Origin of the sequence: Rhodococcus sp. NPDC003318 (assembly GCF_042879035.1) — a bacterium.
Taxonomy (GTDB): domain Bacteria; phylum Actinomycetota; class Actinomycetes; order Mycobacteriales; family Mycobacteriaceae; genus Rhodococcus_G.
Genome location: NZ_JBIAOU010000017.1, coordinates 58716 through 80568 on the forward strand (window position 1 = coordinate 58716; position 21853 = coordinate 80568).

Sequence of the window (21853 nt, forward strand, 5' to 3'; positions counted from 1 at the left end):
GGATAACCTCGGGAGTACATGTGCATAACCAGTCCACACAGTGGGCAACCCCGACCGCGGCGCTCGCCGCCACGGGCGCGGGCGGTCTCGCGATGGCACTGGTCGCGATCCTGCTCCCGGCCGATCCCGCGGGGCGGTTCCTGATCGGGCTGGCCGCGCTCGGGCTGCTCGTCGTGACCGCGCTCGGGTTGCGGCAGCGTCCGCGCCTGGCGATCCGCGACGACAACCGGGGCATCACCGTGCAACGACTGCGCGGCCGACTCGACGTCGACCGGACCGAGCTGAGCCGGGTCCGGATCGTGCGCTATCCACGATTCGGGCGCCGGGTGCCGATGCTCGAGATCGACGTCCGACCGCCCGGATCCGACGACGACACCCTGCTCATCTTCGGCCGCTGGGACCTCGGTACCGACCCGACGACGGTGTTCGAGTCGCTGAACTCGCGCGGACTCGTCCCGCCCGACCGCCGACCCACCACCCCCTGACCGGCTGAAGGCCACCTTCATGCGCCTGGGCAGCACGAAGGTGGCCTTCAGCCGGGGATGGGTGGGGTGGATCGGATCGCTCAGAGGCCGTATTCGCTGCGCAGCTGCGCGACCCTCAGGCCGATCAGGCCGGCCGTCACCACCGCGACCACGCCGAGCCCGATCCAGCCGATCCGGACGGCCCGGTCACGGTTCTGGCCGGCACCGAACCACTGCGGTGCGTACAGCAGTGCCGCGGTCGCGGCCGCACCGGCGACGAGTCCGCCGAGGTGGCCGAAGAACGAGATGCCGGGCAGCGTGAGGCTGATGATCACGTTGATCGCGATCACGGCGATGATCGGCGCCGGACTGCGCCGCAGCTTCAGCAGGATCACCGCCTGGGCACCCATGATGCCGAAGATGGCACCGGACGCGCCCGCGGTGAAGCCCGCGACCTCGAACGCCATCACGGACGCGGACCCGCCGAGCAGCGAGATCAGGTACACCGCGACGTACCGCGCCCGGCCGAGGATCACCTCGGTGTCGCGGCCGAGGATGTACAGCGCGAACATGTTGACGGCCAGGTGCAGGAGGCCGAAGTGCAGGAATCCGCTGCCGAGCAGACGCATCCAGTCGCCGGTGGCCACGTCCACCGGCGAGAGCACCCAGCGACCGAACAGGGTCGAGTCGAAGACCGCGGTGCCCGTGAACTGGTTGACGAACCCGCGGCCGTTGTCCATCACCGACTTCGCCTGCAGCGCCGTCACCAGGAAGACGACGACGTTGATCCCCATCAGGACGTAGGTGACGATCGGCGCGGGCACACCGGTCCGGACCGGAGCGCCGGCGACCGTGCGCACGGTCGCGGTGTGGCGGTTGCCCTCGGCGACGCAGTCGACGCAGTGCTGACCGACCGAGGCCGGGCGCAGGCAGTCGGGGCAGGCGGGACGTCCGCAGCGCGTGCAGGACAGACCGGTGGGCCGGTCCGGGTGCCGCACGCACCGCGGTTGGGGCGGGGTTCCCTCTCCGGGTGCACCGCCCCAACCGGGGTTGGTCATGTTGTCAGCCGATCAGGAGATGGTGATGCTGTTGATCACGACGGGCTCGACCGGACGGTCCGCGCGGTCGACCGGGGTGGTCGCGATGGCGTCGACGACCTTCTTCGAGTCCGCGTCGACGACCTCACCGAAGATGGTGTGGCGACGGTTCAGGTGCGGGGTTGCGCCGACGGTGATGAAGAACTGCGAGCCGTTGGTGCCCGGGCCGGCGTTCGCCATCGCCAGCAGGTAGGAGCGGTCGAACTGGAGCTCGGGGTGGAACTCGTCGGCGAACTGGTAGCCCGGGCCGCCGCGTCCGGTGCCGGTCGGGTCGCCGCCCTGGATCATGAACCCGGAGATGACGCGGTGGAAGACGGCGCCGTCGTAGAAGGGTCCGGACGCCTCACCCTTGGCGTTCTGGGTGGTGTAGTCGGCCGACCCGTCGGCGAGGCCGACGAAGTTGGCGACCGTCTTCGGCGCATGGTTGCCGAACAGGGCGATCTTGATGTCGCCGCGGTTGGTGTGCAGCGTTGCGGTTGCGGTCTGATTCGGTGTGCTCACCCCTCCATCGTGCCATTCACTCGCTGCGGACATGTGCGACAGTGGACATATGACGCGAGCCGAGCAGACCACTGTCCCTGAACCAGTCGAACTCGACTCCCTACCGGCCGCTCCGACGGACTCGTCCGGTACTGCCGCGCGGGTTGCGACTGCTGCTGCGCTGGGTCTGGTACAGGGCAGCGGCACCCTCGCCAAGGGCGGGGCGACGGCTGTCGGCTATCTCGTCGGCCAGGCACTCGCGCTCGCGAAGGTGGCGCTCACCCGGCAGCGGCGGCTCGCGGAGCTGACCGAGGTCGAGATCGCCGAAATAGCCGAGATCGCCGGGATCGCACCGCGCAGGCGTGGACGCCGCCTGCGTCGCGCGGCGATCTTCGGTGCCCTCGGTGCCGCCGTGATCGGTGGCGTCGTGTTCTGGTGGAGTCGGCGCGGCGAGCCCGCCCCGGTCTCGGATCAGCCCCCGAGCCTGCGCGACGTCGAATCCGACGGGCAGGCACTCTCGGGCCGGTAGGTCCCGGTTTCACGTGGAACGGGCCCGACACCACTGCGGTGTCGGGCCCGTTTCGTGAAGCGCGCGGTCCGCGGAACATCGTGTGATCGAGCCGTGAACCCGAGGTGACCGGACGCGTTGCTACACAGGTTTACCCACAATTCCACAGGTGACGGACCCCACCGGATCCTCCGGTGGCCGGCGGGTCGACGGCGTCGCCGGAACGCCCGGCACAAGAGAAAGAGCCACTCTCTCGACATCCGAGAGGGTGGCTCCGCCATGCACACTTCGTTGTGGAGCCTAGGAGATTCGAACTCCTGACATCTGCCTTGCAAAGGCAGCGCTCTACCAACTGAGCTAAGGCCCCGTCCGCGTCAGCGGCTGGTGACCTCGTGCCAGACGTCCTCGCTGCGGTGCGACCGCAACTTGGTCAAACCGAAGACCACCGCCACCACGGACAACGCCAGCAGCAGAATCTTCATGCTCGAACCCTTCGTCGGCACGGGGAGTGGGCCTAGGAGGACTTGAACCTCCGACCTCTTCCTTATCAGGGAAGCGCTCTAACCGCCTGAGCTATAGGCCCGTGATCGGCACCAGAGATTTTCTCTCTCGAACCGAGGCATGACACTACCCCACCGACCCTCGCCCGCCAAAATCGGGTCGGTGGGGCATCGAAAGACCAGGTCAGGGACGCCCGCGAGGGCGGTCAGTCCCGATCCGCGAGCGTCACCTCGACACCGCCGACGAGGTCGGTGCAGAGGTTGTAGATGAACGCACCGACGGTCGCGAGGGCGGTGAACAGGATGATGTTGATGCCACCGATCAACGCCGAGTACCCGAACACCTGGCCCGCGGTGACGAGTCCGCTGTCCGAGGACTCGGACACGATGTCGGTGAACGCGTTGTTCAGCCGGTCCCACACGCCCATGCCGTCGAGGACGAGGTACAGGAACCCGACGGCGAACATCCACACGAAGAACATCGCGACCGACAGCACCAGCGCGACCTTGAGCGTCGACCACGGGTCGATCTTGCGGATCTGCACCGATGCCCGCAGCGGGTCGCCGACCGGCGTCGTCGCGGCGACGATCACCGACGGCTTCTTTGCCGGTGCGCCGCCCTCGGGAGCAGCGGGCGGGGTCGGATGCCTGACCTCGGACAGGTCGGGCAGATCCTTCGCGAGGTCCTCCCGGTCGATGTGCCGGGTCGGCCCGTCGATCACCGCTGCCTTGGCCTGGGTGGCCTGCTTCTGCGCCGCCCGAGCGGGTTCCGGGGCCGGACGACGGCCCGGGACAGCTGCGGGAGCGGCCGTGCCGGTCACCACGGGCTTCGTCACCGCGGCGGGAGCCGGGACCTGCTGCGGATGTGCGGGAGCGGGCCGGCCCTGACCACCTGCCTGGGGCGCACCACCGTGGGGCGCGCCGCTCTGGGTGCCCCGCTGCCACGGCGGTGTCTGCGCACCCGGACGCGACGTCGCACCCGGGCTCGACTGACCCGACCGTGGTGCCGCGGCCGGCGGAACGGCTCGCCCGTTCGCCTGGGTCGCGGGCCCGTGTCCCGCGTGCTGGCCGGCGGCACCGGTGGCTGGCTTGGCCGCAGCCGGAGGTGTTCGCACCGCATCGGTTTTCGCGGTGACGCCGTTCGTCGGAGCTCCCGCGGTCGGTGCTCCCGAGCCGACGGCAGCGGCGGGCTTGGCCGCGTTGTCGGCGGTCGCCGGCTTCGGTGCGGGGGCACCCGATTCGGCGGGTTTGCCCGACATCGGGTTCGGCGACGCGGGCGCGGCGACGGTCGGCAGTTGCTGGGTGGGCCGAGCCCGGTCACCGGCCGGCGCGTTGCGCTCGGCCTGCGCGCCGGAGGGAGGAGCCGCCTGCGCCGCGGACCCGTTCGCCTTCGCCGGCCCGGAGGCTGCGGCACCGTTCCGTGCGGGCCGCTGTCCGGCCGGTCCCGACGCCGACGCGGCCGGACCGGTCGGGGCCGGCCGGTCGCTGCCGGGCTGGTGGGGAGTGCTCACTTACGACTCCTTCGCTGCGTCGGTCGCGGCGGTCTCGGACTCTTCGGGTTCGTCGGCGTTGCGCGCGATCGCGAGCAACGTGTCCCCGTCCCCGAGGTTCATCAACCGCACACCCTTCGTCTGACGGCCGGCCTTGCGGACCTGCTTGGCCGCGGTACGGATCACGCCCCCGCCGGACGTGATGGCGTAGAGCTCGTCGTCGTCGTCGACGATGAGCGCCCCGACCAGGGTGCCACGCTTGGGGTCGTACTGGATGGTCAGCACGCCCTTGCCGCCGCGACCCTGAACCGGGTAGTCCTCCATCGGCGTGCGCTTCGAGTAGCCACCGGACGTCGCGACCAGCAGGTACGTGCCCTCCTTGACGACGTTGAGCGACAGCAGCGCGTCCTCGCCGTTGAACCGCATCCCCTGCACGCCGGAGGTGGCGCGACCCATCGGCCGCAGCGCCTCGTCGGTGGCGGAGAACCGGATCGACTGGCCCTGCTCGGAGACCAGCAGCAGGTCGTCCTCGGCGGAGCACAGCACCGCGCCGACCAGCTCGTCCTCGCCGCGCAGGTTGATCGCGACGATGCCGCCGGAGCGGTTGGAGTCGAAGTCGGCGAGCTTGGACTTCTTGACCAGACCGTTGCGGGTGGCCAGGACGAGGTACGGCGCGTCCTCGTAGCTCTGCAGCCGGATCACGCCCTGGATCCGCTCGTCGGGCTGGAACGCGAGCAGGTTCGCGACGTGCTGACCGCGGGCGGTGCGACCGGCCTCGGGCAGTTCGTACGCCTTCGCCCGGTAGACGCGGCCCTTGGTGGTGAAGAACAGCAGCCAGTCGTGCGTCGAGCTGACGAAGAAGTGCCGGACCAGGTCGTCCTGCTTGAGTTCGGCACCCTTGACGCCCTTGCCGCCGCGCTTCTGCGACCGGTACAGGTCGGTCTTGGTGCGCTTGGCGTAGCCGGTCTCGGTGATCGTGACGACCACGTCCTCGCGGGCGATCAGGTCCTCGTCGGCGACGTCACCGTCGGCCGCGATGATGCGGGTGCGGCGGTCGTCGCCGTGCTTGTCGACGATCTCCTTCAGCTCGTCGCGCACGATCGCGCGCTGCCGCTCCGGCCGGGCGAGGATGTCCTGGTAGTCGGCGATCTCGCGTTCGATCTCGGCGAGTTCGTCGATGATCTTCTGCCGCTCGAGGGCGGCGAGGCGACGCAGCTGCATCGCGAGGATCGCGTCCGCCTGGATCTCGTCGACGGTGAGCAGCTCGATCAGGCCGGCGCGGGCGATGTCGACGGTCTGCGACGCCCGGATCAGGGCGATGACCTCGTCGAGCGCGTCGAGGGCCTTGACCAGACCACGCAGGATGTGGGCCCGCTCCTCGGCCTTGCGCAGCAGGTACTTGGTACGCCGGACGATGACCTCGAGCTGGTGGGTGACGTACAGCCGGATCATCTGGTCGAGGCGCAGCGTGCGCGGCACCCCGTCGACGATCGAGAGCATGTTGCAGCCGAAGGTGGTCTGCAGCTGCGTGTGCTTGTAGAGGTTGTTCAGCACGACCTTCGCGACCGCGTCCCGCTTGACGGTGACGACGATGCGCAGGCCGGCACGGTCCGAGGACTCGTCGTGGACGTCGGAGATCCCGGCGATCTTCGCGTCCTTGACCTGCTCGGCGATCGCGTTGATGAAGTTGTCGGTGTTGACCTGGTACGGCAGCTCGGTGATGACGATCGTGGTCTGGCCCTTGGCGTTCTCCTCGATCTCGACGACGCCGCGCATGCGGACCGAGCCGCGACCGGTGCGGTAGGCGTCCGAGATGCCCTGGCCGCCGACGATCAGGCCGGACGTCGGGAAGTCGGGACCCTTGACCCGCTCCATGACGGCCTCGAGGGTGGACTCCTCGTCGGCCTCGTGGTTGTCGAGCGCCCAGTAGATCGCCTCGGCCACCTCGCGCAGGTTGTGCGGCGGGATGTTGGTGGCCATACCGACGGCGATGCCGTTGGAACCGTTGATCAGCAGGTTGGGGACACGGCTCGGCAGAACCGTCGGCTCCATCGTCTTGCCGTCGTAGTTCGGCGTGAAATCGACTGTGTCGTGGTCGATCTCCCGCAGCATCTCCATCGCGAGCGGCGTCAGGCGGCACTCGGTGTACCGCATGGCGGCGGCGCCGTCGTTGCCGCGGGAACCGAAGTTGCCCTGACCGTCGACGAGCGGGTACCGCAGCGACCACGGCTGCGCCATTCGCACCAGCGTGTCGTAGATCGAGGCGTCGCCGTGCGGGTGGTAGTTACCCATCGTGTCGGCGACGGGACGTGCCGACTTCACGTAGCCGCGGTCCGGACGGTAGCCGTTGTCGTACATCGCGTAGAGCACGCGGCGGTGCACGGGCTTGAGACCGTCACGCACGTCCGGGAGTGCGCGGCCCACGATCACGCTCATCGCGTAGTCGATGTAGCTGGACTGCATCTCCTGCTGGATGTCCACCGGCTCGACGCGGTCGTGCCCCGGTTCCTCCGGCGGCAACGTGGTGTCAGTCATCGGCTCCTCTTCTTCTCAGCTTCGCTGGTGCCGGGTGCGACTGTCCTGGGCAGAGCCCGCGGACCCGGGGCGACGCTCGACACCGGGAAAGTGCTCGTTCCCGACGTCCCGCACCGCACAACCACCCAAGTCTATAGGTGCTGGTCAGGATGAAGCGGAAGCCAGGGCGGGTTGTCGGGCGCTGGCTCAGCTCCGCCGCTGCGCGGCTTCCTGTTCGACCCACACCCGGGCCTGGGCTTCGAGCTCGGCGGTGACACGGTCGGGGGCCAGGAGCAGCGAGACGATCGGGACGACGAGGATGAGCATGCCCACGACGAACGCCGGGAAGAGGATGGCGAACACCTCGAAGCCGGGCGGGGTGGGTGCGGACGCGTCGAGTCGGACCCGCAGCGCCGCCATCATCGCGGCGTGCATCACCACCGGCGCCACCGCGACCGCGAGGGACCCGCCCGCCAGTACCACCCGGGACACGTCGGCGATGGACATCCACAGCACCCCGATCGACGCGATGACCGCGACGACACCCGCGACGGCGATGAGGGCACCGTCCATGTAGGTGCGGCCCTGCACCTCGATCGCGGTCATCGCGACGTAGTAGCCGGCGGTCAGACCGAGGCCCGTCACCGCGGCGGCCGCCATCACGGTGACGATCACCGTGTCACTGCTCGTGGCACGGCGGCGCGGCGCGGCGATCAGCAGTCCGGCGATCGTCGCGACGAGACACAGGGCCAGCGAGACGGCGACGCGCAGCGCGTCGAAGCGGACCGCGCTGCCGTCGACGGCGAATCCCGCCATCGACACGATGTTCGTCAGCCAGAACGCGACGCCGCCGATCACCAGTGCGGCCAACGTCGTCCAGAGCGGCCGCCGGTCCGCGGCATAGGCGGAGCGGCGAGCGCAGGCGACCCCGACGTACGCGCCGATCGCCGCCGTCGCGACGGCGAGGAAGATCACCCAGATACCCATCGAAAGATGGTGCACTTGATCGGACATGTTGTAGGTCAACGTCTTTCGTGTCTGTCGAGCCGTCGGCAGAGGTCAGTAGGCGGGCTGGTCGATGCGGCGCAGGGCGTACTCGGTGACCGCGACCAGGGCCCCCTTCGCGGATTCGCGGTTCCGGGCGTCGATCGACATGATCGGCACCTGCGGCGAGACCGCCAGCGCCTGACGGATCTCCTCGAGCGGGTACCGCGGCGCGTCGTCGAACTCGTTGACCGCCACCAGGAACGGCAGGTTTCGCGCTTCGAAGAAGTCCACCGCGGCGAACGACTCGTCGAGTCGCCGGGTGTCGATCAACACGATCGCGCCGATCGCGCCGCGGATCAGGTCGTCCCACATGAACCAGAAACGGTTCTGCCCCGGCGTCCCGAACAGGTACAGCACCAGATCGGACGCGAGGCTGATCCGACCGAAGTCCATCGCGACGGTGGTCGTGGCCTTTCGCGGTGTGGCACTGAGGTTGTCGACCCCGTCGGAGGCGTTGGTCACCAGTGCCTCCGTGCGCAGGGGGACGATCTCGGACACCGCACCGACGAGTGTGGTCTTCCCGACGCCGAAACCACCGGCGACGACGATCTTGGTCGAGGTCACCCGGCCGGACCGGGGATCAGAGCCTGCGAAGTCCACCGAGGACCCTTTCGATCAGTTCCCGACGTTCGCTGTCGCTGGAATCGTCCTGAAGTGTTGCCAGAATGCGGACGTGCCCGGCCTCCACGAGGTCGGCCACCAGGACCCGGGCCACGCCGATCGGCAGCCCGACGCGCGCCGCGATCTCCGCGACGGACGGGGACTGCGCGCACAGCGCCACGATCGCCGAGTCCACGTCCCCGAGCGCGAGCGTTCGGTTCTCGGGGTCCGGCATGGCCTGGATCATCGCCTCGAGGGCCAGTTCGACCGCGGGCCTGGTCCGTCCCGAGGTGAACGAGTACGGGCGGACCAGTTTCGGCCCCCCGGCTCCGTGGTGCGCGTCGGGCGCGCCCCACGCACTGGTGTTCGGCTCGTCCATCACCGCTCCCGGCTCAGGTGCCGAACGACGAGCGCGGCACCGCCTGCACGGACGCGCCGACCCGGTCGACGAGCAGCGCCATCTCGTATCCGACCTGGCCGATGTCGCAGCCGGTCGAGGTGAGAGCGGCCAGGTGCGAGCCGTCGCCGACACTCATCAGCAGCAGGTAGCCGTGCTGCATCTCGACGACGGACTGCAGCACACCGCCGCCGTCGAAGAGGTTGGAAACGCCGGCCGAGAGGCTGGCGAGGCCGGAGGTGACGGCCGCCAGCTGCTCGGCACGATCGGTCGGCAGGTGGGCGCTGCCCGCCATCAACAGACCGTCCGCCGACACCAGCACCGCGTGGGACACGCCCGGCACGTCGCGGGCGAAGTTCGACACGAGCCAGTCCAGCGGATGGCCGTCGGGCCTCTGGTCGATGCTCATCTGACTCCTCCGTAGCTGTTGCGTTCGGCGCGGCCGGCGGCGCGGCCCTCCCGGATTCCCTCTTGGTGGCGGCTGAGGTTGTCCCGGACCGCCTCGGGGTCGCGCAGCCGTGGTCGCGTCGACGTGCCCGGTCCGCCGGGGCCGGACGCCCCCGGGGCACCCCCGGGAACCAGGCGGTCGCCGGGGGTGCGCTGCGGCAGACCGGACGAGGTCCGGCCCCCGACCGGGGCGCTGCCGGCGCGGGATGCGGCGGCCCAACCCTCGTCGGCCGGGGAGTTCCAGTCGCGTCCGGGGGCGCTTCCCGGCTGGGTCGGATCGGTCAGCCAGTCCGACACCATGTCCGCGAAGATCGGTGTCCCGGTGCTCGTGACATCCTGCTGCGCAAGCGAATTCGGCCGGTTCTGGAAGAACGACGCGGTCTTGACCGGGTTGCTCCGGTACCGGTGCCGGGTCTGCGGCGGTGCGGGCTGATCCACCGCGGCCACCGGCGAGGGCGCCGGCACGGACCACGGCTGGGGCGACGGGGCCTGTACCGGTGCGGATGGTGGCGCAGCCGGCGGCGCGGGCCGGGGCGCGCCACTGGCGCCCGGCACCCGCTGCGGCAATCCCCCGAGCGGTACGGGATCCTGCCGGACGGTCGAATTCTGTTGCGGTGGCACGGTGGCGACAGGCCGGGCGGCAGGCGGTCGCGTCACCGGCGGTGTCTGATCGGCCACGAGCTGCGGCATCTCCCCGGACTGCACCACCGTCACCGGGGGCAGCGCCGGTGTGTCGACACGCCGCTGCGGACCCGTCGGCTCACCGTCGATCGGTGACATCAGCAACGACGCGGGAAGGTGCACGCTCCCGGTGATGCCCTGGTCGACGTCCACACCCTGGGTGCGGCGCAACCGGACGGTCAGCCCGTGCCGGGCGGCGAGACGGCTCACCACGAACAGACCCATGTGGCGCGCCGTCTCGGGACCGACCTGACCTCCGGACGCGAGCCGCTCGTTGATCTCGGCGAGATCGGTCTCGGGAATGCCGATGCCCTGATCGGTGATCTCGAGCAGAACCCCGCCGTCGACGGCGCGGGCGAAGGCGATGCGGACCCGGGTGTCGGGCGGTGAGGCGCGCAGTGAGTTGTCCAGCAGCTCGGCGAGCAGGTGCACGATGTCCGTCGCGACGGCGCCGGAGACGGAGTTGTACGGGGTGGAGCCGACCTGGACCCGCTGGTACTCCTCGACCTCGGACATCGCGGCGCGCACGACGTCACCGAGCTGCACCGGCGCGGACTGCGTCCGGCGGGTTCGGTTGCCCGAGAGGATGAGCAGGTTGTCGCCGTTGCGCCGCATACGGGCCGCGAGGTGGTCGAGCCGGAACAGGCTCTCGAGCCGCTTCGGGTCCTTCTCCTCGAACTCGAGCGTTTCGATGAGACCGAGCTGCTGGTCGACGAGCGACTTGGACCGGCGGGCGAGGGTTTCGAACATGTCACCGATCTGCAGGCGCAGACTGGCCTGCTCCCCGGCGAGCCTGAGCGCCTGCCCGTGGATGTCGTCGACGGCCCGCGCCAGCTGACCGATCTCCTCGGTGGTGTGCACCGGGACCGGTTCGAAGTCGTCGACGGCCTTCGTGTCACCCGCCATGACACGGTCGATGGCGTCGGGCAGGTCCTGCCGGGCGACCTGGAGGGCGCCGTACCGCAGCCGCCGGATCGGGCCGACCAGCGACCGGGACACCAGGAGCGCGAGCACGAGTGCGGCGAGCAGTGTCGCGAGCACGATCGCCGCGTCACGCAGTGCCGCGGCCCGGGTCTCCTCGGCGCGAGCCACGACGGTGGTGGAGATGGCGTCGGAGGACTCGGAGATGAGGGAGCCGTAGATGGCGACGCTGTCGAGCAGGGAGGCGCGCAGCTCCAGAAGGGGCAGCGGACCGCCGGCCGCCGCATCGATCATGTCGAGGCGCTGCCTGACCCCGTCGCGCAGGGCGCTGGTCTTGTCGTCCGCCCCCGCGTACGACCGGGCCAGCGTGTCGATCATCGCGAGTTCGGCACCGCTCGCGGACACGATGTCGGTCAGCGGGGCGTCCGGGTCGCGCAGCAGTGCGAGCGCACCGGTGACCTGATCCGCGAGTCGACGCTGCGACGACCACGCGTCGATCAGCTGGGTGTGGGCCGCGTCGACGGCGGGATCGTCGATGGGCGCGACGATGTCGTCGACGACCTGGGAGAGCTCGGCGCGGATCACGGACGTCTCCGCGGGCAGCTCGGGACGCATCGGCCCGCCGGCCTTCATCTCCACCTGGATCTTCTCGATCGAGGCGATCAGGTCTGTGAGATGGTCGGCGACGGACGGCGAGAGCTCGGGATTCTCGGCGGCGGCGCGTACCTTCTCGATGGCGTTGTCGACGGCGACCAGGTCTTCGGGCATCATCGTCGCCGCGGAGTAGCCGGCCGACGCGGTGCCGAAGGCGGTGCCGAGTTGGACGATGTCGGGCACGTCGACGACCTGGTCTGCGGCCGAGCTGAAGTGCACGGCCCGGCTGAGTTCGTTCTGCACTCGAATGCCGCCGAGCACCATCGCGACGGTGACCGGAATGGCAAGGACGGCGGTGACCTTCCACCGCAGCCCCCAGTTCTCCAGGTTCCACAGCCTGCGGACAGCCGTCGCTTGTGACTTCATTTCTCCAACGCTCACTTTCCACCCAGACCGATCCGAGTCACCGACTCGAACCGACCCCCTACCACCGGGTGTTCGCGGGGCGCCGAGAACTCCACTGCTGGGCGCTACCGGAGTTTACGGGTACCCACCCCCGTCGAGAAGTGCGAATGTACCCGATTCGTTATCACGTCGTTATCTTTTCCTCCGGGGTGATCGCCGGAGCGGACGGGCGAGCGACCGTTCCCCACGAGGCAAAACAGTCACTCGAGATTGCTTCTCCGACCACGAGAAACACCACGGCGACGTGATGTAGATCACGCCGCCGTGGTGGTCGAGTCGGTGCCGGTCACACGTCGAGGAAACGGACGTCCTTCGCATTTCGGGTGATGAAGCTGCGGCGCGCCTCGACGTCCTCGCCCATGAGAACGCTGAAGAGTTCGTCGGCCGCGGCGGCGTCGTCCAGGGTGACCTGACGCAGCACCCGGACCGACGGATCCATCGTCGTCTCCCACAGCTCGGTCGCGTTCATCTCACCGAGACCCTTGTACCGCTGGATGCCGTCGTCCTTGTTGATCTTCTTGCCCGCGGCCACGCCGGCCTCGAGCAGCCCGTCGCGCTCACGGTCGGAGTACGCGAACTCCGGCTCGGTCCGCTGCCACTTGAGCTTGTACAGCGGCGGCTGTGCCAGGTACACGTGCCCCTGCTCGACCAGCGGCCGCATGAAGCGGAACAGCAGCGTGAGCAGTAGCGTCGCGATGTGCTGGCCGTCGACGTCGGCGTCGGCCATCAGCACGATCTTGTGGTACCGCAGCTTGGCGATGTCGAACTCGTCGTGGATGCCGGTGCCGAACGCGGTGATGATCGACTGGACCTCGGCGTTCTTGAGCACCCGGTCGATGCGGGCCTTCTCGACGTTGATGATCTTGCCGCGCAGCGGCAGGATCGCCTGGTACATCGAGTCACGCCCCGACTTCGCGGAACCGCCCGCGGAGTCGCCCTCCACGATGTAGATCTCGCACTTGCTCGGGTCGTTGCTGCGGCAGTCGGCGAGCTTGCCGGGCAGGCCGCCGATGTCGGTAGCGCTCTTGCGCCGAACCAGCTCACGCGCCTTGCGGGCCGCGGTGCGGGCCTGCGCGGACGAGACCGCCTTGTTCACGATGGTCTTCGCGTCGGCCGGGTTCGATTCGAACCAGTGCGCGAGGTGCTCGTTGCACGCCTTCTGCACGAACGACTTGACCTCGGTGTTGCCGAGCTTGGTCTTGGTCTGGCCCTCGAACTGCGGTTCCCCGACCTTGACGGAGATGATCGCGGCCAGGCCCTCGCGGATGTCGTCGCCGCTGAGCTCCGGATCCTTGTCCTTGACCAGCTTCTTGTCCTTGGCGTACTTCTTCACCACCGAGGTCAGGGCCGCGCGGAAGCCCTCCTCGTGCGTGCCACCCTCGTGGGTGTTGATGGTGTTCGCGAACGTGTGCACCGACTCCGAGTAGCCGGAGTTCCACTGCATCGCGATCTCGAGCTCGTGCCCGGTGCCCTTCGCGGTGAACCCGACCACCGAATTGTGAATCGGCTGCTTCGTGCGGTTGATGAACCGGACGTAGTCCTCGAGGCCACCCGGGTAGTGGTAGACGCGGGACTTCACCTTGTGCGTGGGCGCCGCCGATTCGGCGTCGGTCTCGGTGGCCGTCTTCGGCGCGTCCGCCGTCGTGCTGACGACGTCGTCGGTGATCTCGTCGTCCGCGACGCGCTCGTCGGTGAGGGTGATGGTCAGACCCTTGTTCAGGAACGCCATCTCCTGCAGGCGACGCGCCACCGTCTCGAAGTTGTAGTTCGTGGTCTCGAAGATCTCCGGGTCCGCCCAGAATCGGACGGTGGTACCGGTCCGGCTCGTCGCGTCACCGCGGATCAGTTCGCCCGGCACCGCGTTCGTGTAGGTCTGGAACCAGTGGTACCCGTCGTTGTCGATCTCGACCTCGAGCTTCGTCGACAGCGCGTTGACGACGGAGATGCCGACGCCGTGCAGACCACCGGACACGGCGTACGCGTCGGAGTCGAACTTGCCGCCGGCGTGGAGCTGGGTGAGCACGACCTCGACGGTGGGTACGCCGGAGGCGTGCATGCCGGTCGGGATGCCACGACCGTCGTCGACGACCTCGATACCACCGTCGGCGAGCATGGTGACCTCGACCTTGGTCGCGTGACCGGCCATCGCCTCGTCGACCGAGTTGTCGACGACCTCCCAGATCAGATGGTGCAGACCGCGCTCACCGGTGGAACCGATGTACATGCCGGGTCGCTTGCGGACCGCCTCGAGTCCCTCGAGGACGGTGATGGAGGAGGCGCCGTACTCCTTGTTTCCAGTGCTCTTGTCTGACTTCTGGGCAGCCACGGGAGGTGTGCTCTCCTTCTCATCTGCACGACGGTCTCGCCGGCATGGCGATCGCGGCCGGCGAGGCGGCCGCGAGGTACCGCACCATATTACTGGTAGCCGTGCGACAGGACGCCTCTGCGACACCCCTGAGCTGGCCTTAGGCGCGCTTTCGGGGGCGTCCCCGGGTGCGGACTCGGGTTCGCCGGGGATCAGGCGGTGGCGGTCGCGCCGTCCCCGCCGGACCGGGCCACGACGTCCAGGACGAACGCCGCGGTCAGCCGGGCGACGTCTCCGGCGTGGGAAAGCGGCGACCAGTGGCCGGCGGGCACGTCGCTGCACCGCAGGTCCGACGCCCACCGGCCGGTCTCCTCGAACGCGTACGGGAGTACCGCCTTGTCTCGGGTGTTCACGAGCAGCTGGACGGGCACCGCCGTGCGGCGCTGTCGCGGCCGCAGGATCCGGTCCCCGGTGTTGGCCCGGTACCGCTTGAGCCCGTTGGCGGCGTCACGGCCGATGGTGGCGGCGGGCAGGGCCAGCGCCGGGTCCATTCGGTCGAACAGCGCCAGGAAGCGCGGCCAGCGCGGCGCGATCAGGCGGCCGACAACCACCTCCGGCACCACTGGGATGTGGAAGAGCAGCGCGTAGAACGACGCCGCCCACTGGGCCAGCACCTTGCCGACGCCGCTCGGGGTGGGTTGGCGCAGATTCCGCCACATCCACTGCCCGAGGTGGTCGAAGCACCATCCCGACGTCGAGGTGAAGGACGCGATGCGGCCCTGCGCCCGGGGCGAGCAGACCGCCTCCCACGACTCGAGGGATCCCCAGTCGTGGGCGAGGAGGTGCACCGGGTCGCCGGGACCGACGGCGTCGACGACCGTCAGCAGATCGGAGGCGAGCAGCTCGAGCTTGTAGTCCGCGACCGCGGTCGGTGACGTCGACCTTCCCGCGCCGCGGGTGTCGTAGGTGATCACCCGGAAGCGGTCGACGAGCAGTGGGACCACGTGATCCCACAGGCGGTGGGTGTCGGGCCAGCCGTGGACGAGTACCAGCGTCGGCCCGGCCGGGTTGCCCTGCTCGAACACCGCGAGCTCGACGTCGCCGTTGCGCACCGTGGTCGCGACGGCGGGCCTGTGCGCAACAGAACCGTTGATGCTGTGGGACATTCGTCGTTCCTTCGGTCGAGGTCTGTCAGAGGTCGAGGACAAGTCGGTCGCCGTCGTCGGAACGGGAGACGCAGAGGAGCATCTCCTCGTCCTGTTCGGCCGGGCTCAGTCGCGTCGCGCGGTGCTGCGGTGTGCCTGCCAGCACCCGGACGCGGCAGGTTCCGCAGAACCCCTGCTGACAGGAGTAGCCGACTCCGGGCAGACGACCACGGATGACGTCGAGCGCGGACCGGTCGGCCGGGACGGTGAGCACCTCGCCCGTGTGGGCCAGCTCCACCTCGAACTCGGTCCCGTCGAGTACGGTTGGCGCACCGAATCTTTCGAGATGCAGTGCGGTCGCCGAAGTCTCCGGGAAGTGGGTGCGTACCGCCTCGAGCATCGGCGCCGGGCCGCAGCAGTAGACCGCGCCGCCGGGCACCGCGCGACCGAGCAGGTCCGACGGCGCCGGAAGGCCGTGCTCCGCGTCGGTTCGCACGAAAACCCGGTCCTCGTCCCAGCTTTCGATCTCCTCGAGGAACGGCATCGTCTCCCGGGACCGGCCGGAGTACACGAACTGCCAGTCCATCCCGAGCAGTCGTGCCTGCCGGACCATCGGCAGGATCGGCGTGATCCCGATGCCGCCGGCGACGAACAGCGCCCCGCCTCCGGCGACGAACGGAAATCCGTTGCGCGGACCGCGGACCGTCACCGTCGTTCCCGGCTCGAGCGCGTGCATCTCCACCGATCCCCCGCCGCCGTCGGGGATGGCCCGGACCGCGATCGTGTAGTGCCGGCGATCCGCGGGGTCCCCGCACAGCGAGTACTGCCTGCGCAGCCCCGACGGCAGATGGAAGTCGAGGTGGCAGCCCGGCTGCCAGGCCGGCACCTCCCCGCCGCCCACCGCGGCGAACGTCAGGGCGGCGACGTTCTCGTCCCGGGCCACGATCCGGCGGTCCGTGACCACCAGCGTCATCGCGGAATTCGGATTGTGCCCGGCGTGCGCGGGGTCGTAGTCGAACCGCGTGACGGTGCCGAGATATCGGTCGACGAACCCCTCGAGCACGGCCATCATCCGGTCGGGCCGGCCGCGGCCGCGCAGGTCCGCCGGAACCCCGTCCCGGGACCTGCAACGAATCAGTGTGAGCGACATGTGTTTCGGTACTCCACTCGGATCACTGCAGCGCGGCCTGCGCGGCGGGCGAGGACGCGAGGTAGGCGACGGCCTGCGCGGTGGAGCCCTCGTGCGACGGGTGGTAGTCCCGCCGGAAGTACCGGCTCATCCGGCGAACCAGGTCGGTGGACGTCGGGAGCACCCCGCGCCGTCCGGCCGTCCGGAAGTCCGACCAGTGCGGACGGCGACGGTGGGGGGCCCAGTGCACCAGGTCCGGGTCGTTGGCCATCAGGAACCGGGTGCCGCGCACCCACAGGTAGACCAGCGCGGGGGTCGCGACCAATTGGGTACGCAGCCTGCGGGATTCACGCTTGTCGAAGTAGCGCATGACGTCGTACGCGACCGACCGGTGCTCGACCTCCTCCGCACCGTGCCAGCGAAGCAGGTCGAGCATGGTCGGGTGCACACCCGCGGTGTCGAGGGCACGCGCGTTCAGTACCCAGTCGCCGAGGAAAGCGGTGACGTGTTCGATCGCCGCGATCAGGGCGAGCCGCTCGACCAGGTAGTTCTCGCGGCGGCCTGCGCTGAAGGGGCGAGGTCCGAGCAGCCGGGTGAACAGCCAGTGCATCTGGTCCGTGTACGGGGTCGGATCGAGTCCCTTGGCCTTCAGGTGCACGAGCACCCCGGAGTGCGCGTTCGAGTGCATCGCCTCCTGGCCGATGAAGCCCGCGACGTCGTCGCGCAGCTTCTCGTCCTCGATGAGCGGCAGGGCCTCCTTGAAGGTCTCGACGAACCAGTCCTCGCCCGCGGGCAGCAGGATGTGCATCACGTTGAACACGTGGGTGGTGAACGGGTCGCTCGCCACCCAGTGCATCGGCAGGTCGGACCAGTCGAATTTCACGTCCCTGGCCTGCAACATCAGGTGGTCGGGTTCGTCCACCGCGGTCCGGTGGGCGGCTTCGATGCCCATGGTCGTTCCCCTTCCGGCGACGCCGGCGAGATCGCCGGTGACACAGTTCACTCACGGGTGTTGGTAAATGTAACACCGGGTTATAGTCAAATGCCACCCCGTTGGTCAGCCGTACGTGTCCCGGGGACCACGGCCCTTGATGTGTCGCTCCCCCTTGCGCCAGCTCGGCGCCGTCGGGCCCGTGATCCGCAGGCTCTTGACCACCCCGTCGCCGACCGCGGCGGCGATCTTCGCGAGGATCTGCGACTGCATCATCCGCAACTGGGTCGCCCAGGCCGTGGACTCCGCGGAGACGCTGAGGACGCCGTCCCGCAACGCGACCGGCTCGGCGTGCGCGGAGATGTCCTCGCCGACCACCTGAGGCCATCGACCGAACACGGTGCCCTCCGCGACCTTCGGGGACCACCCGCGACTCTTGGCGACGGCGCTGGTCAACGCGCCGAACGGCTGCGGATCCCGCGCGTCCGGACGCGCCCCGGACCAGCCGCGACGTCCCGTCCCGCGCGCCCGGGGCTTCGGCGACGACCGCCCCTGCCCGACGGCCTTGCCGTTCGCCTTCGCGGCGGCGCGGGCCTCCTCGAGGGCGCGCCGCGCGAGGTCGATGCCCCGCAGCTCGGGTTCACCCCCGCCGGGCTGCGAGTTGCCGGTGCTCGGGTCGTCACTCATCGCCGCTCCCTTCCGCCGTCGATCATTCCAGCACCCGCCGACATCGGGTGTCGGTGGCCGGACGGGTTCAGCGGATCGTCGAGGTCCGGCCGTCGGGACGGTCCACGGCCTCGACCGCGAACCGCGTCGCCTCGAGTTCCTCCGGGACATCCTCGGCCACGGCCGCGGTGATCAGCACCTGCTCCGCGTCTGCCGCCACTTCGGCCAACGCACGCCGCCGCTTGCGGTCGAGCTCGGCGAACACGTCGTCGAGCATCAGCACGGGGTCGCTGCCGTCGTACCGCAGCAACGCGAACGCCGCCAACCGCATGGCCAGCGCGAACGACCACGACTCACCGTGGCTGGCGAACCCCTTCGCCGGCTGGTCGCCGAGCCGGAGGTCGAGGTCGTCGCGGTGCGGCCCGACCAGGCAGACCCCGCGGTCGATCTCCTTCGGCCGCGCGTACGCGAGCTCGTTCAGGAAACTCGCCTCGAGCAGTTCCACGTCGTCGCGTGTCCACTCCCGGTGCGGATCGGTCAGCTCCGGGGGCATCGACGCACCGAGGCTGCTGCGGTACCCGATCGACGCCGGCCGCGACTCCGGCGCCAGCCGGGCGTACGAGTCGGCGACGTACGGACCGAGTTCCGCGACCAACTGCAACCGTGCGGCGAGAAGTTCGGCACCGTGCGCGGCCAGATGTCCGTCCCAGACGTCAAGGGTGGCAAGGGCACTCGTGCCGTCGCTCGAACGGGACCCGCGACGGAGCGCACCCCCGGCGGTCTTGAGCAGTGCCGTGCGCTGACGCAGCACCTTGTCGTAGTCCGCACGCACCGCCGCCATCCGCGGACGCCGCGTGCTGACGAGTTCGTCGAGGAACCGCCGACGATCCCCCGGATCACCACGGACCAGCGACAGGTCCTCCGGCGCGAACAGGACACCGCGGAGGACCCCGAGGATCTCCCGCGGACGCCGCAGCGGGGATCCGTTCATCTTGGCGCGGTTGGCCTTGCCGTCGTTGATCTCGAGATCGATCGCGAGCTCGCGGCCGTGGTTGACGACCACTGCCCCGATCTGCGCCGCGGACGCGCCGACCCGGATCATCGGAGCGTCCGTGGAGACGCGGTGCGACGACAGGGTGGCGAGGTAGCCGAGCGACTCGAGGAGGTTGGTCTTGCCGTGCCCGTTGGGTCCGAGGAACAGGGTGATTCCGGGGCCCGGCTCGAGGGTGACGGTGTCCCAGGAACGGAAGTTGCGGAGCGAGAACTTGCGGACGAACACCCTATGGCTGCCCGGATTCCGAAATCCGTTGCACGGCATGACCTCCGAACTGGTTACGCAGCGCGGACACCGCCTTCATCGCCGGCGAGTCGGCCTGCCTCGAGGCGAAGCGGGCGAACAGCGCCGCGGAGATCACCGGTGCCGGCACCGCGTGGTTGATCGCTTCCTCCACGGTCCACCGGCCCTCCCCGGAATCCTGGGTGTAGCCGGAGATCCCCGCGAACACGGGATCCTCCTCGAGGGCCTTGACCAGCAGGTCCAGCAGCCAGGACCGGACAACGGTGCCCTTCGTCCACGCCCGCAGCACGCCCGGCACGTCCGTGACCAGGTCTTCCGCCTCGAGGAGCTCGTAGCCCTCGGCGTAGGCGTGCATCAGTCCGTACTCGATGCCGTTGTGGACCATCTTCGCGTAGTGACCGGCTCCGACGGGCCCGGCGTGGACGAATCCGTCGGCGCGCTCCCCGTCGGGCCGCAGTGCGTCGAAGATCGGCATGGCGCGCTCGACCTCGGCCGCGGCACCTCCCACCATCAGCCCGTAGCCGTTCTCGAGTCCCCAGACACCCCCGGAGACACCGCAATCCACGAAACCGATCCCGGCCCGCTCCAACAGGTCCGCGTGCGGGCGGTCCTCGGTGAACCGGGAGTTGCCGCCGTCGATCACGAGGTCGCCCCGCTCGAGGACCTTCGCGAGTTCGGTGATCGTGTCATGAGTGATCTGCCCGGACGGAACCATCACCCAGACCACCCGCGGCGCCTCGAGGGTGCTCGCGAGATCGGCCAGCGAGGACACGTCCGACACCTCGGGTCTGGGGTCGTAGCCGATTACCTCGTGCCCGTGACCGCGGAGGCGTTCGCGCATGTTGAAGCCCATTTTTCCGAGGCCGACCAGTCCGAGTTGCATGGGGTGAGTTCCCTTCGGTCGAGGACGGACAGTGGCGACGGAACGGGCGCCGGGTCGGTTCAGCCGGGGAGGCGAACGGGCATCAGCAGGTAGGTGTAGTCGCTGTCGGGTGCGGCGAAAGTGCCGCTTTCCCCGGGCTGGGGTTCCTCGTCGGCCGCGGGACGAAGGACCGCGGGACGGCTCGGGGTGGTGAATCCGAAGGTGACCCGGTCGGAGTGCAACGAGTTCAGCCCCTCGGTGAGGTAGGCGGGATTGAACGCGATGGTCAGCGGTTCGCCCTGGAAATGGGCCTCGAGGGCCTCCTCGGCCCGGCCGGCATCCTCACCACCGGCGGCGAGCAGCAGGCCGTCCTCGGAGAACTGCATCCGGACCTGGGCGCCGCGTTCGGCGACCAGCGCGACACGCTTGATGGCATCGACGAGGGGGGCGACCTCGACGGTCGCGACCGCCGTGTGTTCGGCCGGCAGCAGCTGACGGAACTTGGGGAACTCCGCGTCGAGCAGACGGGTCGTGGTGCGGCGGCCCTCGCCGACGATGCCGAGCAGGCCCTCGGTGCCGACCGACGATCCGGTGCCGAACGCGAGCTCGACCGGGGCGTTGGAACCACCGCTGAGGGTCTTGCCGACCTCGGACAGCGTCTTCGCGGGGATCAGCACGGCAGCGCTGGTGTCGGCGTTGGTGGGGGTCCACTCGATCTGCCGAACGGCGAGCCGGAACCGGTCCGTCGCGGCGAGGACGACGTTGGTGCCCTCGATCTCGACGCGGATGCCCGTGAGCATCGGAAGCGTGTCGTCCTTGCCCGCGGCGACCGCCACCTGGCTGACGGCCTCGGAGAAGACGTCGACGGGAAGGGTGCCGGTCTGCTGCGGGAGCTCCGGGAGCTGCGGGTAGTCCTCGACCGGCATCGTCGGCAGGGAGAACTTCGCGCTGCCGCAGGTGATGAGCACTCGGGCACCGTCGACGACCAGGTCGACCGGCTTGGCGGGGAGGGATCGGGTGATGTCGGCGAGGAGCTTGCCGGAGACCAGCGCCTGACCGGGGTCGGAGACCTCGGCCGAGATCCGGACCTGCGCCGAGACCTCGTAGTCGAAACCGGAAATCGTCAGGCCCTGCTCGTCCGCGGTGATGAGCACGCCGCCGAGGACCGGGACGGGAGGCCTCGAGGGGAGGCTTCGTGCCACCCACGCGACGGAATCCGCAAAGTCTTCCCGGGCAACCCGAAACTTCATGCTCCCGAGCTCCATCGCTGGGCTGATCCTCTCCCTAGACACATCACGTCCTCGCCTGCTGCC

General features: G+C 69.5%; 19 protein-coding genes and 2 tRNA genes. 2 read left to right on the forward strand and 19 right to left on the reverse strand.

Annotated features, from left to right (window positions below; genetic code table 11):
• Positions 1-20: 20 nt before the first annotated feature.
• Positions 21-485 carry a PH domain-containing protein gene (locus ACFYVR_RS21595; RefSeq protein ID WP_387476968.1) on the forward strand — a complete coding sequence of 155 codons (465 nt, stop codon included), beginning with the start codon at positions 21-23 and terminating at the stop codon, positions 483-485.
• An 80-nt stretch (positions 486-565) separates the two neighbouring features.
• Here ACFYVR_RS21595 and ACFYVR_RS21600 read toward each other — a convergent pair whose 3' ends face one another.
• Positions 566-1522, reverse strand: a complete 957-nt coding sequence (locus ACFYVR_RS21600) for a rhomboid family intramembrane serine protease (protein ID WP_387476970.1) — start codon at positions 1520-1522, stop codon at positions 566-568.
• 12 nt (positions 1523-1534) lie between these two features.
• Positions 1535-2095 (reverse strand): peptidylprolyl isomerase, encoded by a 561-nt coding sequence (locus tag ACFYVR_RS21605; RefSeq protein ID WP_387476972.1) that lies wholly within the window; start codon positions 2093-2095, stop codon positions 1535-1537.
• Between the two features lie 16 nt (positions 2096-2111).
• On the opposite strand from ACFYVR_RS21605, the gene ACFYVR_RS21610 reads away from it, so the two are divergent.
• A complete protein-coding gene (locus tag ACFYVR_RS21610) occupies positions 2112-2570 on the forward strand; it encodes a hypothetical protein (RefSeq protein ID WP_387476974.1) in 459 nt (152 codons plus the stop codon).
• A 273-nt stretch (positions 2571-2843) separates the two neighbouring features.
• Here ACFYVR_RS21610 and ACFYVR_RS21615 read toward each other — a convergent pair.
• The 17 genes from ACFYVR_RS21615 to dnaN all read right to left on the reverse strand — a co-directional run bounded on the left by ACFYVR_RS21615 (position 2844) and on the right by dnaN (position 21805).
• Positions 2844-2916 (reverse strand) — tRNA-Ala (locus ACFYVR_RS21615).
• A gap of 142 nt (positions 2917-3058) precedes the next feature.
• Positions 3059-3132: transfer RNA gene (locus ACFYVR_RS21620), tRNA-Ile, on the reverse strand.
• 123 nt (positions 3133-3255) lie between these two features.
• Positions 3256-4560: a DUF3566 domain-containing protein gene (locus ACFYVR_RS21625; RefSeq protein WP_387476976.1), complete on the reverse strand. Its 1305-nt coding sequence runs from the start codon at positions 4558-4560 to the stop codon at positions 3256-3258.
• Positions 4561-7074, reverse strand: coding sequence for a DNA gyrase subunit A (gene gyrA, locus ACFYVR_RS21630; RefSeq protein ID WP_387476978.1), 2514 nt, complete (start codon positions 7072-7074; stop codon positions 4561-4563).
• 186 nt (positions 7075-7260) lie between these two features.
• Entirely contained in the window at positions 7261-8040 is a 780-nt protein-coding gene (locus tag ACFYVR_RS21635; protein WP_387476980.1) for a signaling protein, read from the reverse strand.
• Positions 8041-8112: 72 nt separating this feature from the next.
• Entirely contained in the window at positions 8113-8664 is a 552-nt protein-coding gene (locus ACFYVR_RS21640; protein ID WP_387476982.1) for an ATP/GTP-binding protein, read from the reverse strand.
• A 16-nt stretch (positions 8665-8680) separates the two neighbouring features.
• The gene (locus ACFYVR_RS21645) at positions 8681-9079 is read right to left on the reverse strand and encodes a DUF742 domain-containing protein (RefSeq protein ID WP_387476984.1); all 399 of its coding nucleotides are present in this window, start codon (positions 9077-9079) and stop codon (positions 8681-8683) included.
• Between the two features lie 13 nt (positions 9080-9092).
• Positions 9093-9506 (reverse strand): roadblock/LC7 domain-containing protein, encoded by a 414-nt coding sequence (locus ACFYVR_RS21650; RefSeq protein ID WP_387476986.1) that lies wholly within the window; start codon positions 9504-9506, stop codon positions 9093-9095.
• Entirely contained in the window at positions 9503-12166 is a 2664-nt protein-coding gene (locus ACFYVR_RS21655) for an ATP-binding protein (RefSeq protein WP_387476988.1), read from the reverse strand. Before ACFYVR_RS21655 ends, ACFYVR_RS21650 begins: the two co-directional genes overlap by 4 nt.
• A gap of 325 nt (positions 12167-12491) precedes the next feature.
• Complete coding sequence (gyrB, locus tag ACFYVR_RS21660; RefSeq protein ID WP_387476990.1) at positions 12492-14531, reverse strand: DNA topoisomerase (ATP-hydrolyzing) subunit B; 2040 nt, start codon at positions 14529-14531, stop codon at positions 12492-12494.
• A 191-nt stretch (positions 14532-14722) separates the two neighbouring features.
• Positions 14723-15676 carry an alpha/beta fold hydrolase gene (locus tag ACFYVR_RS21665; RefSeq protein ID WP_387476992.1) on the reverse strand — a complete coding sequence of 318 codons (954 nt, stop codon included), beginning with the start codon at positions 15674-15676 and terminating at the stop codon, positions 14723-14725.
• A gap of 25 nt (positions 15677-15701) precedes the next feature.
• On the reverse strand, positions 15702-16805 hold the full coding sequence (locus ACFYVR_RS21670; RefSeq protein ID WP_387476994.1) for a PDR/VanB family oxidoreductase: 1104 nt from the start codon (positions 16803-16805) through the stop codon (positions 15702-15704).
• A gap of 22 nt (positions 16806-16827) precedes the next feature.
• On the reverse strand, positions 16828-17736 hold the full coding sequence (locus tag ACFYVR_RS21675) for a metal-dependent hydrolase (protein WP_387476995.1): 909 nt from the start codon (positions 17734-17736) through the stop codon (positions 16828-16830).
• Positions 17737-17841: 105 nt separating this feature from the next.
• A complete protein-coding gene (locus tag ACFYVR_RS21680; RefSeq protein ID WP_387476997.1) occupies positions 17842-18402 on the reverse strand; it encodes a DUF721 family protein in 561 nt (186 codons plus the stop codon).
• A gap of 67 nt (positions 18403-18469) precedes the next feature.
• A complete protein-coding gene (gene recF, locus ACFYVR_RS21685) occupies positions 18470-19660 on the reverse strand; it encodes a DNA replication/repair protein RecF (RefSeq protein WP_387476999.1) in 1191 nt (396 codons plus the stop codon).
• 1 nt (position 19661) lies between these two features.
• On the reverse strand, positions 19662-20561 hold the full coding sequence (gene gnd, locus ACFYVR_RS21690; RefSeq protein WP_387477001.1) for a phosphogluconate dehydrogenase (NAD(+)-dependent, decarboxylating): 900 nt from the start codon (positions 20559-20561) through the stop codon (positions 19662-19664).
• Positions 20562-20620: 59 nt separating this feature from the next.
• Positions 20621-21805 (reverse strand): DNA polymerase III subunit beta, encoded by a 1185-nt coding sequence (gene dnaN / locus ACFYVR_RS21695; RefSeq protein ID WP_387477003.1) that lies wholly within the window; start codon positions 21803-21805, stop codon positions 20621-20623.
• Between the last annotated feature and the right edge of the window lie 48 nt (positions 21806-21853).